The sequence below is a fragment of the Flavobacterium sp. TN-1 genome, assembly GCF_052828645.1.
Window position 1 is genome coordinate 26533 of the sequence record NZ_CM128253.1, and the last position, 19210, is coordinate 45742.

Here is a 19210-nt window from a genome sequence, read left to right on the forward strand (position 1 = left end):
TAACCAAGCTTTTATATTTTATTACATTTTTACAATGATAAATTCGCTTCTTCTATTTTCTTGATGTTGTTCTTCTGTACAAGAAGATTGATTAGTTGGTTCACAACCGCAATTATTTATTAATTGTGATTCTCCATAACCACGACCTGTTAAACGATCTTTTGCAATACCTTTTTTGATGAGCCAAGCCACTGTTTCTTTTGCTCTACGATCTGAAAGTTTTGCATTATAAGCTGCGGTTTGACGACAGTCAGTATGTGATCGAACGTCTACTTTCATGGTGGGGTATTGTTTCATCACTTCTAAAATTTTAGCTAATTCTACTGCTGCATCAGGACGAATAAATGATTTATCTAGATCAAAATAAATAATTTTAATTTCAAATATTTTGGCTAAATCGGATCCTTCTTTTATTTCTTTTACTTTTTTGGCAGTATCTATAGGTAAATTTGTTTTTCCTGTTTTATTTGGAATTTCTACTGGTTTTTCTTTGGTTTCATAATCTTCTTTTTCTGCTCGTACATAATATTTTTTACCCGCAGGAATTTTCTTAAAATCATAAAATCCTTTGTTGTCTGCTAGAACTTTTTCTATTTCTTTAAATTTTTCATCATATAATGTTACGGTTGCTTCTGGAATTGCTTCTCCTGTTTCGGAGTTTGTAACAATGCCTGTTAGTTGGTGTTGGATTTCTAAATTTAATGGGGATTTTTCTATAAAACTATAGATGTCATCTAAACCTTTGCCTTCTGAACGGTTTGAGGAAAAGAAGCCTTTTCCTTTTTCGTCTATGATAAAAGCAAAATCGTCCATGGGACCATTTATTGGGGATCCAACATTGGTTACTAAATTAGTAACCATTCCTTTATCATCTAATTGTGTTGCGTAAATATCTAATCCTCCTAGTCCTTGTTGTCCATCGGTTGCATAATATAATACTCCTTTATCGCTTATAAAAGGAAAGGTTTCTCTGGCTTCTGTATTGATTGTATTTCCTAGGTTAATAGGGGTTCCATAACTGTTTTCTCCTAAAATAGCTACCTTGAATAAGTCGGATTGCCCGTATGTTCCGGGCATATTAGAGGCAAAATATAAGGTTTTTTCGTCAGGGGATAAGGCGGGATGTGCTACACTGTATTGATCACTATTAAATGGTAGTTCTGTTATATTAATCCATTCTCCTTTTGTATTTAAATTAGCTCGATAGATCTTTAAATTGATGACTTTTTTATCGTCTTTTCCTACTTTTCCTTCATTGAAATTATTACGGGTAAAGTAAACTGTTTTTAGATCTTTGGTGAAAACGGGAGAGTCTTCGTGATATTTGGAATTGATTTCTTTTGCAAAACGAGCTGTATTAATAAGATCGTCTCCTGTTTCATTTTTATCAGCAGCATACAGGTTGGTAAATGATTTTCCTGTCCATTTTGCTTTTGTTTTGAAAACTCCAATGGTATCTCTAGTGGATGCAAAAAGTACTTTGTTTCCATAGAATGCTGTACCATAATCGGAAGAACTGCCATTAATGCTTACTGGTTTTATTTCAAAACGTCCAGAATTTTTTGCGATAATATTTTTATAATCTTTTTGATTATTATAAATACTGGCTCTTGTATCTTTGGATGTTAATTGATAAAATTTATCCATATATTCATCGGCTTTTTTGTAATTTTCTACCGATTTGAGGGTTTGTGCATAACGATAGTAATATTCAGGTTCTACTGTTTCACCTAAAGCAAATAATTCAGTATACCATTTATGGGCTTCTGTAAATTTAGCATTGTAGTAATAGGAATCTCCTAAGCGTTGAAATAACTCTTTTGATTTATATCCTTTTTGAGCTACTTTTAAATAGGTGCCAATTGCATCGACGTATGCTAAACCATTATAGTGATTACTTGCTTTTATGATTTTTTTCTCTTGTGCATATATTCCATTCAAAGACAATCCTAATACAGTAAATAAAATTATTCTTTTCATAATAATAGTTTTAGAAGAAACGTGGGGCTACCACTTTTTCTACACGTTTAAACAATTCATAACGTAAAAATATTTCGTGTGAACCAGAGTTAAAATTTCCTAATCTGGTAACATCTCGATCGTAGGCATATCCTACTAACCAAGAATCGTTAATTTGAAATCCTGCCATAGCGCTCCATGCTGCACTCCAACGATAGGCGGCTCCCAATGAAAATTTTTCATTAAACCAAAAATTCCCTGATAAATCGACTTGTAATGGGGCTCCATTTACATATTTAATCATCGTTGTGGGTTTAAATTGTACTTCACTACTTAGGCGAAATACGTGTCCTGCTATTAAATGAGGGTGCATACGTTCACTGGCTACGTATTGAACATCGTTATCATAGTATTTTTGTTCTAATATAAAAGGGATGGATAGTCCTACATAGGTCTTATCTGAATACCAAAATGCTCCTGCTCCTATATTGGGGAAAAAACGATTGTCTACATTTTGTCTTATCAAACCATCTGATACATTATGAATCTTTGTCTTATTAAAATCAACACTAAAAAAATTAGCTGTTCCTTTTATTCCAAAAGACAATTTAGAGTTTTCTGTAGTGTTAATATTATAACTTAGGTCTACTGATATTGCATTTTCATCTGAAGGACCTATTTTATCGTTTATAACGCTTACTCCTAATCCCATCCTATTGTTAAGACCTAAGGGGGTACTCATTGCAACTGTATTTGTCTTTGGGGCTCCTTCTAATCCTACCCATTGGGAGCGGTGCATTACTAAAGCACTAAAACAACCGCGGGTACCTGTGTAACCGGGATTTACATTGGCAGTGTTATACATATATTGTGTATACTGTGCTTCTTGTTGAGCAAAACTAATTCCACTCATTAAAAGTAGTAAATATATAATTTTGTTTTTCATATCATATTCTTTTTTAAATATCCTCCGCCCTAAAGACGGAGGTATATTAATTCTTTATCTATTGATATATAAATAACCTGCTTTTTCTTGGGGCATACCTTTAGTATCTTCGTACTTAAACATATAATAGTATGTTCCTTCTGGCAATTCTTCTAATTGTTTGATCGTAACTCGTCCTGATGATATGCCTCGGAATGATCGATCATTATTATTATATCCTTTTGCCTCATATACTAATACTCCCCATCGGTTGTAAACTTCTACTGAGTTATTAGGAAATTTATCTATTCCGTCTATAAAGAATACATCGTTATTCCCATCTCCATTAGGAGTCATGTGGTTGTAAATAACAAATTCCTCTTTGTTTGATGGTTCTACTCTTACAGTTACTGTAGCGGTATCACAAATACCTGGTTTAATTAGTAAACATGCTTTGTAATCAAAAGTATAGGTTCCAGCTGGTGTACCTGCTGGTACAATTACTCTTCCTGTAGCAGCATCTAAATATGGCACTGGAGATTTTGATGGCACGGTAATTACTGGCTGTGCTAAAGTAATTTGACTTAGCACTACATTATTAATTGTTGCAGAACCTTGACTTAAGTTGTTTATGCTGTCATTAATTAAAACATTTCCTGCTACTAAACCTGATCCTCCATTAGTTGTTACAAATTCATCATTATTTGCGTCAACTTTAGCTGAAACATCTATAACAACTGTTTGTGTAACACAATTTGGAATTAAAGCACCATTTTCACAAACAGTATAAGTAAAGGTATATGTATTATTGTCAACCGTATTATCTACTGTAATTGTTCCATTAGAATTAAGTGTTATTCCTTGTGGTAATCCTGTTATTGTGACTGTTACTTGACCTACTCCTGTTCCTATGGTAGATGATAATGGTTTTCCATTAAATGTGTCATTATTATAAATTGAAATTGTTCCTGTAGTTCCTGACACTATTAATTCTTTATCTGGTCCTCCCAATACTATCGGGTTTTTAACTTCTACTATAGCATTTGCGATGTCACAGTTTGCTGGGTTAGCTCCGTTCTCACATATTTGATACTCTACTTGGTATATACCACTTGGTGTGGTAGCGCCTATTGTAATGGTACCATCGGCATTTAATGTTAAGCCTGCTGGAACGTTTACTCCTGTTAGGCTTACTTGACCTGCTGCTGTACCTATGGTAACGTTTGATCCGTTTAACTTATCGTTTAACGTTACATTGGGTGTATTACTTCCTGAGGTAACGGTTACTTTGGCATCGTCTATAGCGTCAATAGTATTTTTAACTTCTACTATAGCAATTGCTTTATCACAGTTTATTGGATTAGCTCCGTTTTCACAGATTTGATACTCTACTTGGTATGTGCCACTTGGTGTGGTAGCGCCTATTGTAATGGTACCATCGGCATTTAATGTTAAGCCTGCTGGAACGTTTACTCCTGTTAGGCTTACTTGACCTGCTGCTGTACCTATGGTAACGTTTGATCCGTTTAACTTATCGTTTAGCGTTATATTGGGTGTATTACTTCCTGAGGTAACGGTTACTTTGGCATCGTCTATAGCGTCAATAGTATTTTTAACTTCTACTATAGCAATTGCTTTATCACAGTTTACTGGAGTTGCTCCGTTTTCACAGATTTGATACTCTACTTGGTATGTGCCACTTGGTGTGGTAGCGCCTATTGTAATGGTACCATCGGCATTTAATGTTAAGCCTGCTGGAACGTTTACTCCTGTTAGGCTTACTTGACCTGCTGCTGTACCTATGGTAACGTTTGATCCGTTTAACTTATCGTTTAACGTTACATTGGGTGTATTACTTCCTGAGGTAACGGTTACTTTGGCATCGTCTATAGCGTCAATAGTATTTTTAACTTCTACTATAGCAATTGCTTTATCACAGTTTACTGGAGTTGCTCCGTTTTCACAGATTTGATACTCTACTTGGTATGTGCCACTTGGTGTGGTAGCGCCTATTGTAATGGTACCATCGGCATTTAATGTTAAGCCTGCTGGAACGTTTACTCCTGTTAGGCTTACTTGACCTGCTGCTGTACCTATGGTAACGTTTGATCCGTTTAACTTATCGTTTAGCGTTATATTGGGTGTATTACTTCCTGAGGTAACGGTTACTTTGGCATCGTCTATAGCGTCAATAGTATTTTTAACTTCTACTATAGCAATTGCTTTATCACAGTTTATTGGATTAGCTCCGTTTTCACAGATTTGATACTCTACTTGGTATGTGCCACTTGGTGTGGTAGCGCCTATTGTAATGGTACCATCGGCATTTAATGTTAAGCCTGCTGGAACGTTTACTCCTGTTAGGCTTACTTGACCTGCTGCTGTACCTATGGTAACGTTTGATCCGTTTAACTTATCGTTTAACGTTACATTGGGTGTATTACTTCCTGAGGTAACGGTTACTTTGGCATCGTCTATAGCGTCAATAGTATTTTTAACTTCTACTATAGCAATTGCTTTATCACAGTTTACTGGAGTTGCTCCGTTTTCACAGATTTGATACTCTACTTGGTATGTGCCACTTGGTGTGGTAGCGCCTATTGTAATGGTACCATCGGCATTTAATGTTAAGCCTGCTGGAACGTTTACTCCTGTTAGGCTTACTTGACCTGCTGCTGTACCTATGGTAACGTTTGATCCGTTTAACTTATCGTTTAGCGTTATATTGGGTGTATTACTTCCTGAGGTAACGGTTACTTTGGCATCGTCTATAGCGTCAATAGTATTTTTAACTTCTACTATAGCAATTGCTTTATCACAGTTTACTGGAGTTGCTCCGTTTTCACAGATTTGATACTCTACTTGGTATGTGCCACTTGGTGTGGTAGCGCCTATTGTAATGGTACCATCGGCATTTAATGTTAAGCCTGCTGGAACGTTTACTCCTGTTAGGCTTACTTGACCTGCTGCTGTACCTATGGTAACGTTTGATCCGTTTAACTTATCGTTTAGCGTTATATTGGGTGTATTACTTCCTGAGGTAACGGTTACTTTGGCATCGTCTATAGCGTCAATAGTATTTTTAACTTCTACTATAGCAATTGCTTTATCACAGTTTACTGGAGTTGCTCCGTTTTCACAGATTTGATACTCTACTTGGTATGTGCCACTTGGTGTGGTAGCGCCTATTGTAATGGTACCATCGGCATTTAATGTTAAGCCTGCTGGAACGTTTACTCCTGTTAGGCTTACTTGACCTGCTGCTGTACCTATGGTAACGTTTGATCCGTTTAACTTATCGTTTAGCGTTATATTGGGTGTATTACTTCCTGAGGTAACGGTTACTTTGGCATCGTCTATAGCGTCAATAGTATTTTTAACTTCTACTATAGCAATTGCTTTATCACAGTTTACTGGAGTTGCTCCGTTTTCACAGATTTGATACTCTACTTGGTATGTGCCACTTGGTGTGGTAGCGCCTATTGTAATGGTACCATCGGCATTTAATGTTAAGCCTGCTGGAACGTTTACTCCTGTTAGGCTTACTTGACCTGCTGCTGTACCTATGGTAACGTTTGATCCGTTTAACTTATCGTTTAACGTTACATTGGGTGTATTACTTCCTGAGGTAACGGTTACTTTGGCATCGTCTATAGCGTCAATAGTATTTTTAACTTCTACAGTTATATTGGCTGTTTTACAGTTTACTGGAGTTGCTCCTGTTTCACAAATTGTATAAGGAATTGTGTATGTACCACTTGCTGTACCTGGCTGGATCGTTACATTACCATCTGCATCAATACGGATAGGACCTGTTGTAACAGGAGTTACATCTGTGTTGGCTGTGGTTACTGCAATGCCATTTAACGTATCGGCTCCGTTTCCATTATTGGCTAAAACGCTTCCTGCTACTGTAGTTGCTGTGGCAGAAGTGGCTACGGTTCCTAAATTATCATCCTTAGCTATTAATTCGTTTTTAACTTCTACAGTTATATTGGCTGTTTTACAGTTTACTGGGGTTGCTCCTGTTTCACAAATTGTATAAGGAATTGTGTATGTACCACTTGCTGTACCTGGCTGGATCGTTACATTACCATCTGCATCAATACGGATAGGACCTGTTGTAACAGGGGTTACATCTGTGTTGGCTGTGGTTACTGCAATGCCATTTAACGTATCGGCTCCGTTTCCATTATTGGCTAAAACGCTTCCTGCTACTGTAGTTGCTGTGGCAGAAGTGGCTACGGTTCCTAAATTATCATCCTTAGCTATTAATTCGTTTTTAACTTCTACAGTTATATTGGCTGTTTTACAGTTTACTGGGGTTGCTCCTGTTTCACAAATTGTATAAGGAATTGTGTATGTACCACTTGCTGTACCTGGCTGGATCGTTACATTACCATCTGCATCAATACGGATAGGACCTGTTGTAACAGGAGTTACATCTGTGTTGGCTGTGGTTACTGCAACGCCATTTAACGTATCGGCTCCGTTTCCATTATTGGCTAAAACGCTTCCTGCTACTGTAGTTGCTGTGGCAGAAGTGGCTACGGTTCCTAAATTATCATCCTTAGCTATTAATTCGTTTTTAACTTCTACAGTTATATTGGCTGTTTTACAGTTTACTGGGGTTGCTCCTGTTTCACAAATTGTATAAGGAATTGTGTATGTACCACTTGCTGTACCTGGCTGGATCGTTACATTACCATCTGCATCAATACGGATAGGACCTGTTGTAACAGGGGTTACATCTGTGTTGGCTGTGGTTACTGCAACGCCATTTAATGTATCGGCTCCGTTTCCATTATTGGCTAAAACGCTTCCTGCTACTGTAGTTGCTGTGGCAGAAGTGGCTACGGTTCCTAAATTATCATCCTTAGCTATTAATTCGTTTTTAACTTCTACAGTTATATTGGCTGTTTTACAGTTTACTGGAGTTGCTCCTGTTTCACAAATTGTATAAGGAATTGTGTATGTACCACTTGCTGTACCTGGCTGGATCGTTACATTACCATCTGCATCAATACGGATAGGACCTGTTGTAACAGGGGTTACATCTGTGTTGGCTGTGGTTACTGCAACGCCATTTAATGTATCGGCTCCGTTTCCATTATTGGCTAAAACGCTTCCTGCTACTGTAGTTGCTGTGGCAGAAGTGGCTACGGTTCCTAAATTATCATCCTTAGCTATTAATTCGTTTTTAACTTCTACAGTTATATTGGCTGTTTTACAGTTTACTGGGGTTGCTCCTGTTTCACAAATTGTATAAGGAATTGTGTATGTACCACTTGCTGTACCTGGCTGGATCGTTACATTACCATCTGCATCAATACGGATAGGACCTGTTGTAACAGGGGTTACATCTGTGTTGGCTGTGGTTACTGCAACGCCATTTAATGTATCGGCTCCGTTTCCATTATTGGCTAAAACGCTTCCTGCTACTGTAGTTGCTGTGGCAGAAGTGGCTACGGTTCCTAAATTATCATCCTTAGCTATTAATTCGTTTTTAACTTCTACAGTTATATTGGCTGTTTTACAGTTTACTGGGGTTGCTCCTGTTTCACAAATTGTATAAGGAATTGTGTATGTACCACTTGCTGTACCTGGCTGGATCGTTACATTACCATCTGCATCAATACGGATAGGACCTGTTGTAACAGGGGTTACATCTGTGTTGGCTGTGGTTACTGCAACGCCATTTAATGTATCGGCTCCGTTTCCATTATTGGCTAAAACGCTTCCTGCTACTGTAGTTGCTGTGGCAGAAGTGGCTACGGTTCCTAAATTATCATTTTTAGCAACAAGAACATTAGTTATTTTTAAGATTTTAGCATCAGAAACCTTTTCACCACATACAAAATTAGATTCTTTTATGACTAATTTGTATTGATAGTTATTCATACTAACTGGAGGTGTAGTAAGGGTAAGTGTAGCTGTAGTAGCACCGCTATATACTCCACCATTAGAAACATCTGTCCAAGTAACGCCATTATCTTGAGATTCTTGCCATTGATAGCTAGTAGTACCAGTACCTGGGGTTACTGCTGCTGTAAAAGTAGCATTAGACCCAAAAGCAATAGTCTGATCGCTAGGTTGTGTAGTAATTGTAGAAGCAGTGCCTATTGTGGTTACATTAATTATTGTAGTACCATTATAACCTGCTGTAGTAACAGTCCCGTCAGGATTAACCGTAGGATTACCTACACCATACACACCGCCATCACCACCATCAGCAGTAACATTATTATAGTACTCATTTGCATCGGAACAACCATCATTATCTGAATCTAAATCTAATAAATCAGGAGTACCATCTTTATCTGTATCTAAATCCCTACAGGCAAAGAAAATCATTTCAACACCGTCAAAACCAGTACCAAACCCTCCGTCTTGATTAAACATCATCTTAAATGAAGATACATTACTTGTTAATTGTAAAGATCCTGCGGCTGTTCCATCTACATCATTTAAAGTACTTTCACCACTCCAAGTAGCAGAAGATAAAATACCTACGCCTCCATCTTCCATCGAATTAGCTGTAACAAAGAAATCATTTGTTCCGTTGATTAATTTTTCCCATGTAAGACCATTTTGTAATGTTATTAAAGCACTATTTTGCTTTTGAGGAATAACAGAGTCTCTACCTCCTACACGATCAAAATGAATTTCTGGACGCTTTACTACCAAAGGATTTCCTAAAGCATCTTCAAAACTAACTGTAAGTTCTGTACCAAAACCTACATTTCCTACAAGGGATTTTTGACTTGCTAATGCTCTTGACCAAAAAGGTTGTGCATTAAATGTATCATTTGACCAACCATTTGAAGTACCAGAACCATTTCCAACTGGATTTGATGCTTTTACTCTAACAATAACCCCATTTCCTAAATTTTGTGTTGCCTCTGAAGTACTAATTACATTCCATGTTGCAGTTCCAATAGGAGTACATATTCCTTCCTGTGTATCTAAAATACCATCATTATCATTGTCTAAATCTACCGAATCATAGACACCATCATTATCAATATCATTAATAATAACAGTAGCGGTAGCGGTAGTACAATTTGCAGGTACAGCTCCTATTTGACAAATGGTATAATTAATAGAATAGGTTCCGGCAGTTGTTCCTGCAGCTACTGTCACGTTACCTGCTGTATCTATAGATAAAGGTCCATTTGTTGAGGAGGTAACAACAGCATTTCCAATAGTCACAGGTACGCCATTTAAAACATCGTTACCTAATACGGATCCTCCTTTATCTACAAAAACTTCATTACTTGCTACAAGAGTATTCCCTATTTTTAGAGCTTTTACATCCGATATTTTCTCACCGCAAACATAATTAGACTCTTTAATTACTAGTTTATATTTGTAATTATTCATGTTTATTGGAGGTGCAGTAAGAGTAAGGGTAGCTGTAGTAGCACCGCTATATACCCCACCATTTACAACATTAGCCCAAGTAGCTCCATTATCTTGAGATTCTTGCCATTGATATTTAATAGCAGAAACACCCGTTGCAGTTGCCGAAAAAATTGCATTAGCCCCCAAGGCTATTGTTTGATCGTTAGGCTGCGTTGTTACATTTAAGTTAGTAGTCGAACCTGCTAACACAACATTTGTATAAGAGCCATTGTAACCCGCTACATTTACAGTACCATTACCGTTAACAGCAGGATTACCTGTTCCATATACTCCATTATCACCACCATCTATAGTTGCTGAATCATAATACTCATTTGCATCAGAACAGGTGTCATTATCTGAATCTAGATCTAAATGATTTGCTATACCATCATTATCTGAATCACAAACTAGATAATAGGTTTCCACATTATCAACTACACCATCTGTAGAAATTCCTGCGGTAAAATTTCTCAACCAATTTTCGTTACCTGAAAGATTTACATTATTAGTCCATGATCTTTGATAATTCGTTCCTGTAAGATTTCCATTTGAATCATAGGCTCTAGTGTTCAATGTTATGGTTAAAATATTTTCAGTACTATTCAAAGAAAATGTAACCTTTTGATGATACCACTTATTATTATTTGCAGCAGTTGTAATATCAATAGTGTTATCCCCTGCCGCTACAAGTGTCCCTGAAGCGACGAAAGGGGCAGCATCAACCTTAAATAAAGCATTGGCTCTATATGTATAAAACCCCCTTAAAGTCGTTCCCGTATTTGCCCATAAATTATCTGTAACACCATTGCTAATATATACACCTGGTTCATTTCCAGCAGCTCCATTGGCTTGAAAAAAATCGTATTCGATAACAAAAGATGGATATATTGTAAGCTGATTTAAATTTTTTCTAAATTCAAAACTATTTACATCAACAGTTGTTGTAAAGGTAGAGGGTGTTTTAGGTGTTCCTAAATCTAAAGTATAAACTCCTCCTGACTGTGTACTCGAAAAAGTAGCTGCGTTAAAAACTTTATTAGCATTTCCTAAACTTAGAGGAAAAGGATTAGCTGATCCTGTAGTTGCAGATGCAGCATAATTCCCCGAAGGTGTTACTGGTGAATATGAAGGATAGTTAAGAGAATAAGCATTTGAAGTACCTGTAGCATTCATTTGTAAAATCTCTCCCAAATTAGTAGAAAAATTATTAGGTTTTTTTCTTCCATTTGTATAAGTTCCTGTAATCCCGACACTGTTCATCCCAGAAATAACTGAAGACAATGTACCATTTACCCCTGATTCAAAATCAGATAACATTCTTTCCATTTTGAAACTGGGTGATGGACATGATCTAGATTCAAGAATATCTAATATTCCATCGTTATCATCATCTAAATCAACAGAATCGTCAATACCATCATTATCCGTATCAGTTAATGCTAAAAAAACAGTCTTACTGACACTCTTCTTGATCTTTCCATGATCTGAAAAACCTGACAAAACACCATTAGACAACAAATTAACTTGTCTCATAGTATTTAAAAAAGGCATAGAATACACCGCTATAGGTTTTCTATTTTTTACGTCAGCAAAATAAATTTCATTAACTGTACCTTTCAAAAAATCTTTCTTTTTGAAACTATATCCATATTGTGAATATGACTTTTGAACAGGTAAAAAGAATAATGTGGTAAGACAAATTAGAAAAATTAAGCTTCTAAATTTATGTCTAAATGTTTTTGGTATTTTTTCGACCATATATTAAATTTTAAATTTTAGAATAAGGTTTTAAAAATATGTTTTTCACATATTATATTACTTAAAATATTATCTCTTTAATGTTCTAAAATAAACTTATTATTATTAAGACTAAAAAGATATAACCAAAAGCTATATTGATTTCAATAAGACTTTTACCTTCTTGATAAGGTTAAATACAACCTACAATACCCGTAATAAACTAAAAAATTAATGTAATCGAAACGTTCTATCTTTTAAAGATCGTAAGACTATAATCTCAAAATTATGACCCATTTTTTAGTAAAACAATTCACTTAGAAAAATAAATTGTAAAGTAATTATTTAAACTTTATTTTTTATCCCATATCATATTTTTTTGTTATTATACACTAATTTATTCTTTTTTAAGCCACACAATGTATATTGCTATATTTCGTATCAGAAGATATTCAAATTATGATACTACCTTGTTAATATTTTATAAGAACACTAAGGATCTAATTCAATAAGCACATAAAATTAGCAAAGTAGTAAGATTAATTTATTTTTCAACATCTAAAATAGAATCATAAAGCAACATCTTATATACATTGTTTTATAGGATATGGTTTTTATTTTTTTAGTATTTTTATTTTATGGTTCAGACAGTAATAAATTAATATTTAATACTTTTTTAAAAAAAATAAAAACCGATATTCTTTTTTATATTCAAATTTTAAAACAAAAAAATGAGAATCTGATTTTTTAATCCTTTTCTCATTTTTTGATAAGTACTTAATTAATAATTATTTTTTTAGATACTATCCTTTTGAGTTTATCTTGAATTTTGACGATATATGTTTGAGTTTGAATATGATCAACCGCTAATGTATATTTGGATTTTTCATTTGATTGTAAAGATGTACATTTAATACTTTTTCCTGTGAGGTCTAACAAACATACCTCTTGCAAATCGTGTTCTTGTTTATTGTCTATAATAATAGATCTTTGTTCTTTGTTATAATAGACAATTAAATCTTGAGCCAACTTTATTTCATCCGTATTTAAAACTTCTGATTTTTTATCAAATACAATTTCATAAGTTTCGTAATCTTCCCCTTTTTTTACGATAAACTCAACAGGATCTCCGTCTAAATCGTAGTATTGATCGTCTTTTATATTATGCAAATAGACTTTAGAATTTTCTATTCCTTCTTCTGATGCTTTTTGAATTCTAAAAACACAATCTTGGTCAGATACCGATTTTAACGAGTATTTTGTATTTTTATTAAATGGTCTACAATCATGGATAAAGGTTTCTTTATTGATGGTTAAGTTAATATCTTTAGTGTATCTTGAAGGAGCTCTGGAGTCTCCTCTATCAACACCTTCCTCACATCCATTCATTAATACTAATGCTAATTCTTTAGTAGCTATTCCTCCACAAAAAGAAACTTTTAATTTAATGTTTGGATTAACTACCCTTTCTTTTGTGTAATCAATTCCTGCAACATTGGGAATTACAGGATAGAACTCATTTATATTTTTATTACTAGTTCTCTCAAATTGTGAAGTTGTACTTGTTACATTTTCTTTTACAAATACCCTATGATTGTTTTTTATTGTTAATTCACCATTTGCTTTCCCTCTAACCATAAATCCTTGAGCAACAGGGGAAAAACGCCTTTTGTAATCATGTCCAGGCGAACTATAAATAGTTCCCTTAGTACCGGCAGAATCATAGGTATAAAAAACTGCAGGAGTATAAACACTTGTAGTAGCATTATAAACGCCATATCCTCCTCTATATTCTCCTAGATAGTGAGAATTAACAGTTTTGTCATGTTCCCAAAATAAGGCTGTTCCATCAGAAAAAGGAATATTATCAACATCATTAAGAAATAAGTTTAAATCTATTGCGCTAGGATATGGATTTCCTGTTAAAGTAAGTTTTCCATCTGCCACTGGTACTTTTATATCTCCGGAATTTGGTTTTCCTCTAAAATCATAACGTTGATTACTCCCTGAATTATTCTGAGTTAGTCCCGTCATGGGAATCATATTATCGGTTCCCATTGTCCCTTTCATTGAAAAGCCTTCTCCTGCTTTTATATCAATAGCATCTCCTTTGAATACCCACCCGTTATACACACTAGATTGTTGATAGGTATGTATCCATCTTTTAGCAATTGTTAGTCCTCCATTTGTTGAAACACCATCAAGTCCTGAAGTTATAATGGCATCTGACTTTCCTAACGAATTAAGAGGTAACTTTAATCTACTAATTCCAAATTTAGAATTACCTATTCCTGAACTGGGTTCTCCAACAGGAGAGCACCAATAGTTGTATTGAAAATTATTAACCGTCCCTTCTTGAAAAACAGAAAGATTACCCAAACCTGTGTTAGTAGAAACTCCAGAGGATGTTTGCATCAGTTGACCGTCCTTTCTCAAAAAGAAATTTCCTTCAGAATTAGCTAAATTAACATTTCCTTGAACCGTTACAAGAACGCCTTGTACAAAAAAATATTTATTAGAATCCCCTCCCACATACAATTGCGAATAGTTTTTACTAAATAAAAAAAATAAAAAATAAAAAAGAAAAATAGTTTTTTTTCTCATAACATACATATTTAAGCACTATAACCCAAAGCATCTAATCCAAATATCATCCTATTTTTTTTCTATAGGAATGATACAACCACAAAAAAAATGCCATAATAACAAGGACACTTTCACTACACCCAACACTCAAACCTACAGGAGGAACATCATCAAAAGGAGTTGGAGGGGCATTTTTAAGGTCTACAAAAAGCTTCATATGATTCTTTTTAAACAAATTACATTGTAAAAGTAATTCTTTTTTTATTTTTTTCTTTTCTTTTTTGCTAGAAAATTTTCTACACAAAAAAAACTAACAGAAAGCTATCCTATTGAAAATCATACAAAACAAAGTTTTCAAGTTCTTTAAAATAGCATAGATTCTCTATTTCTATTATATGCTTTTTAAAACCTCAATCAAAAATAATCAAGACATATTATTTGTAAAAAACACCCAAAAAAGACTATCCATTTTTCAATCAATATGTTTTTTTATTCAAATTCTAACTTTTATTCAACAGTATAAAGTAGAATTTTACAAAATATTTTCTGTGAAATAATTTAATAATTCAACATTATTCGTGAGATCTAATTTACCTAAAATCCTTTTACGTAAGGTTGATATGGTTGATTCTTTTATATCTAAATGGTATACCATTTCTTTATTTCCCATACCACTTAACATACATTCTAATATATCGAGTTCTCTTTCTGTAAGTGTTTCAAGCCTTTTTACTTTTTCTTCATTTAGGGGTGAACTTACAAAGCCTCCTGTATTAAAAACCGTTTCGAGTGTATGTATAAAAGCAGATGCTTCTGACTGTTTGGTTAGAATGGCGTTTACTTCTTTTTTTAAAATATTAAATTCTTTAAATGATAATCCACTCGTAAAAACAACAATCTTTGCTTGAGCTGATTTCGCTCTGATTTCAGAAATCTTTTGAGTTAAATTTCCATCGGCATAATTTACATCTAACAATAGAACGTCGTATTGATTTTGTTCTATTGTCTCTAAAACTTGTTGAATTGAATTAGCATAAGAAAATACTGCTTTCTCAAATGCAGGTCTCACCAATACTTCTATCCCACGGCACACTACTGCATGATCATCTGCAATCAAAATTTTCTTTTCTCCTTTTATATTCATTATTTTTTAAAATTCAGATTAAACTTAATTTGACTTCCTTTATTTATTTCACTTTCAACAGAAATTGTGCCATTACTTGCTTTTATAATATTTTTACACAAATACAACCCCAATCCGAGACTTAAGGCATCGACAGACTTATTATTCTTGCTTTGATACTCTAAATCAAATATTTTTTCTTTTTCTTCTTTTGAAATTCCTATTCCATCATCTTTTACTGTAAAAGAAAAGGATTGTATTTCTCCGTTTTTTTCCAATTTTGCTATAATTTCAATTTTTGATTTCGCAAATTTTACTGCATTACCAACTATATTGTAAACTAACTGATAAAACTTGGCTTTATCGTATTGTACAATATAACTGGCAGGTAGTTCATTTTTAAAAACTAAATCAATATTCTTTGAGGAAGCAAAAATTTTTAATGAATTAATAATTGCTGTTGTTTCATCAAACATATTAACTTCTTCCAATTTCAATTTTATCTCTCCTTCATCATTTTTCACCAATTCTACTGCTTGATTGGATATATGAGTTAATGTATTGGAGGTGTAAACTACAGTATCAAAAAACTCCTTTAATTCTGTATCTTTATTTTTATTTCCCATAAATGCCCCATATAAATTAATAATGCTTACAGGTGTTTTTATTTCATGGGTTAATGTTGAAATAATACGATTTTTCAAAAATAAATCTTTTGTTATTTGGTCTTTTGCTTCGGATAATTTTCTTTTAACCTTAAATGTATCTCTTATGTATTTTAATAACACAAATAACATAAATAAGATTAAGATCATAACGGTCATAATTAAATAGAAACGAACTTCTTTATTCACTTTAGCTTGTTTATCTATTTTTACTGAATTATCATCTAATACGTCATCTATCATTAATCTTAAATTATCATTTACTTGACGATAAGAAGAAACTAGTGTTTGATTTTTCTGAATTAATTTCTTTTCTGCTCTTTTAATATTAGACAAACTTTTACCAAGAGCTCCAAATTGTTTATTATAATGTCTTTGAGATTCTAATAAAACATTTTTAAATTGTTGTTTGATATCTCCTGAAACTACTTTTTTACCAAATTTAAGACGTAGTATACTATTAATTTGTTCTTTTTGTATATCATTTTGTCCTTTTAAGGCACTGCCTAGCCTAGAAAACAAACCTTTTTTCTTTACGCTATCAACTTTTTTGTCTGTTTCAAATTCTACACTGTTTAAAACATCTTCAAACTTATAATTACTTGGCTTTAAGAATTCATCTAAATTGACTTGTTCAGAAATTGTTGCACGTTCATTTATTATTGAATCTGTTTTTTGCTTTAAATCAATTAAGTTTTGATTAAGAGTTACGTTTTTTTTAATCTTCTCTTTTAGTTTTACACTTTGATTATGATCCGTGATAAGATCGTTCAAATGTTTAGCCATTAAAACAAGACTTTCGTTATATTTTTTCAAATCTGGCAATTCTCTAAAAAGAATATATTTATTGAAGTATAACTGAGTTCCTTCGATCAAATCTGAAAGCTTTTGTGCTTTGTCTTTAAATTTTCTATCAACTTTATCTTCTTTTGTAATTACCAACAATTGTTTTTCCCCTTTATATTCCAAAAAAACTAAATAAAAAAATAGTATTTGCAATAAAAGTATTACAATAAGACTTAAGTAAGATTTATTTTGAAGCTTATTCATGTTTATTTATTAATTTTGCAGACTTGCAGGCTTTTTTAACAAAAAATTACAATTCAAATTTTTAAAAAAAAGCAAGTTTTTTACATTTATTTAACGCAAAAATACTTAATTTTTTCTTTTAACAATGAGTTTCAACACTGAAATACAACGCCGAAGAACATTTGGAATCATATCGCACCCCGATGCGGGGAAGACTACTTTAACTGAAAAACTCCTACTTTTTGGAGGAGCTATTCAAGAAGCTGGAGCTGTAAAAAGTAATAAAATCAAGAAAGGAGCTACTTCTGACTTTATGGAAATTGAACGTCAGAGAGGAATTTCTGTAGCCACTTCAGTATTAGCTTTTAATTATAAAGACAAAAAAATTAACATTCTTGATACGCCAGGTCACAAGGATTTTGCTGAAGATACTTTTAGAACACTAACCGCTGTTGATAGTGTTATTGTTGTAGTTGATGTGGCTAAAGGGGTTGAAGAACAAACGGTAAAATTAGTTGAAGTTTGTCGAATGCGTAATATCCCAATGATTGTTTTCATTAACAAATTAGATCGAGAAGGTAAAGATGCTTTTGACCTAATGGATGAAGTAGAAAAAAAATTAGGTCTTCATGTTACACCACTAAGTTTCCCCATAGGTATGGGGTATGATTTCCAAGGAATTTATAACATCTGGGAAAAAAACATTAATTTATTTGAAGGCGATAGCAGAAAAAACATTGAAGAAACCATTGCATTTGAAGATGTTAACAACCCTGAGTTAGAAAAAATAATAGGAGAAAAAGCAGCTCTTAAATTAAGGGAAGAACTAGAACTTATTGAAGAAGTATATCCTTCTTTTGATCGTAACGCATATCTAAAAGGCGATTTACAACCTGTATTTTTTGGTTCTGCATTAAATAACTTTGGTGTTCGTGAGTTACTCGATTGTTTTATTGAAATTGCCCCTTCTCCTAGACCTAAACATTCAGATACTCGAGAAGTAAAACCTGATGAAAATAAATTTTCAGGATTTGTATTTAAAATACATGCCAATATGGATCCTAAACATAGGGACCGTTTGGCATTTATTAAAATCGTTTCAGGAACTTTTGAAAGAAATAAACCTTATTTACATGTTCGTCATGGTAAAAATTTAAAATTTTCTAGTCCAAATGCTTTTTTTGCTGAGAAAAAAGAGATTGTAGACATATCATACCCTGGCGACATTGTAGGCTTACATGATACTGGAAACTTTAAAATTGGCGATACCCTTACAGAAGGAGAACAAATGAATTTTAAAGGAATTCCTAGTTTTTCCCCTCTTCATTTCCGTTATATAAACAACGCAGATCCTTTAAAAGCAAAACAATTAGAAAAAGGAGTTGATCAATTAATGGACGAAGGAGTAGCTCAATTATTTACTCTTGAAATGAATGGAAGAAAAGTAATTGGTACTGTAGGAGCACTTCAATACGAAGTAATACAATACAGATTAGAACATGAATATGGTGCTAAATGTACTTATGAGAACTTCCCTGCTTTTAAAGCTTGTTGGATTCAACCTGATGACCCTAAAAACGAAGAATTTGCAGAATTTAAACGTATTAAACAAAAATTTTTAGCAAAAGATAAATATGGTCAAATGGTTTTCTTGGCTGATTCTGATTTTTCAATTCAAATGACTCAACAAAAATACCCAAGTGTTAAATTACATTTCACTTCTGAATTTGAATAAAACGGGGAATTAAAACTAAAATAAAGCGGTTCAAAAAAGCTTAA

At 33.5% G+C, this 19210-nt stretch carries 7 protein-coding genes; 1 reads left to right on the top strand and 6 read right to left on the bottom strand.

The window, feature by feature from the left end; genetic code table 11:
- Positions 1–21 precede the first annotated feature (21 nt).
- The 6 genes from ACUXZJ_RS00110 to ACUXZJ_RS00135 all read right to left on the bottom strand — a co-directional run bounded on the left by ACUXZJ_RS00110 (position 22) and on the right by ACUXZJ_RS00135 (position 17452).
- Positions 22–1980, bottom strand: a complete 1959-nt coding sequence (locus ACUXZJ_RS00110; RefSeq protein ID WP_060382882.1) for an OmpA family protein — start codon at positions 1978–1980, stop codon at positions 22–24.
- A 10-nt stretch (positions 1981–1990) separates the two neighbouring features.
- Entirely contained in the window at positions 1991–2905 is a 915-nt protein-coding gene (locus tag ACUXZJ_RS00115) for a PorP/SprF family type IX secretion system membrane protein (RefSeq protein ID WP_060382883.1), read from the bottom strand.
- Between the two features lie 54 nt (positions 2906–2959).
- Positions 2960–12049: a T9SS type B sorting domain-containing protein gene (locus tag ACUXZJ_RS00120; RefSeq protein WP_446195492.1), complete on the bottom strand. Its 9090-nt coding sequence runs from the start codon at positions 12047–12049 to the stop codon at positions 2960–2962.
- A gap of 756 nt (positions 12050–12805) precedes the next feature.
- Complete coding sequence (locus ACUXZJ_RS00125) at positions 12806–14632, bottom strand: T9SS type A sorting domain-containing protein (protein WP_060382885.1); 1827 nt, start codon at positions 14630–14632, stop codon at positions 12806–12808.
- Positions 14633–15146: 514 nt separating this feature from the next.
- Positions 15147–15758 carry a response regulator transcription factor gene (locus ACUXZJ_RS00130; RefSeq protein WP_060382887.1) on the bottom strand — a complete coding sequence of 204 codons (612 nt, stop codon included), beginning with the start codon at positions 15756–15758 and terminating at the stop codon, positions 15147–15149.
- Complete coding sequence (locus tag ACUXZJ_RS00135) at positions 15758–17452, bottom strand: sensor histidine kinase (RefSeq protein WP_060382888.1); 1695 nt, start codon at positions 17450–17452, stop codon at positions 15758–15760. The genes ACUXZJ_RS00130 and ACUXZJ_RS00135 overlap by 1 nt, the downstream gene beginning before the upstream one ends.
- 124 nt (positions 17453–17576) lie before the next feature.
- Between ACUXZJ_RS00135 and ACUXZJ_RS00140 the strand changes: the two genes are divergently transcribed.
- The gene (locus tag ACUXZJ_RS00140; RefSeq protein WP_060382889.1) at positions 17577–19166 is read left to right on the top strand and encodes a peptide chain release factor 3; all 1590 of its coding nucleotides are present in this window, start codon (positions 17577–17579) and stop codon (positions 19164–19166) included.
- The last annotated feature ends 44 nt before the right edge of the window (positions 19167–19210 follow it).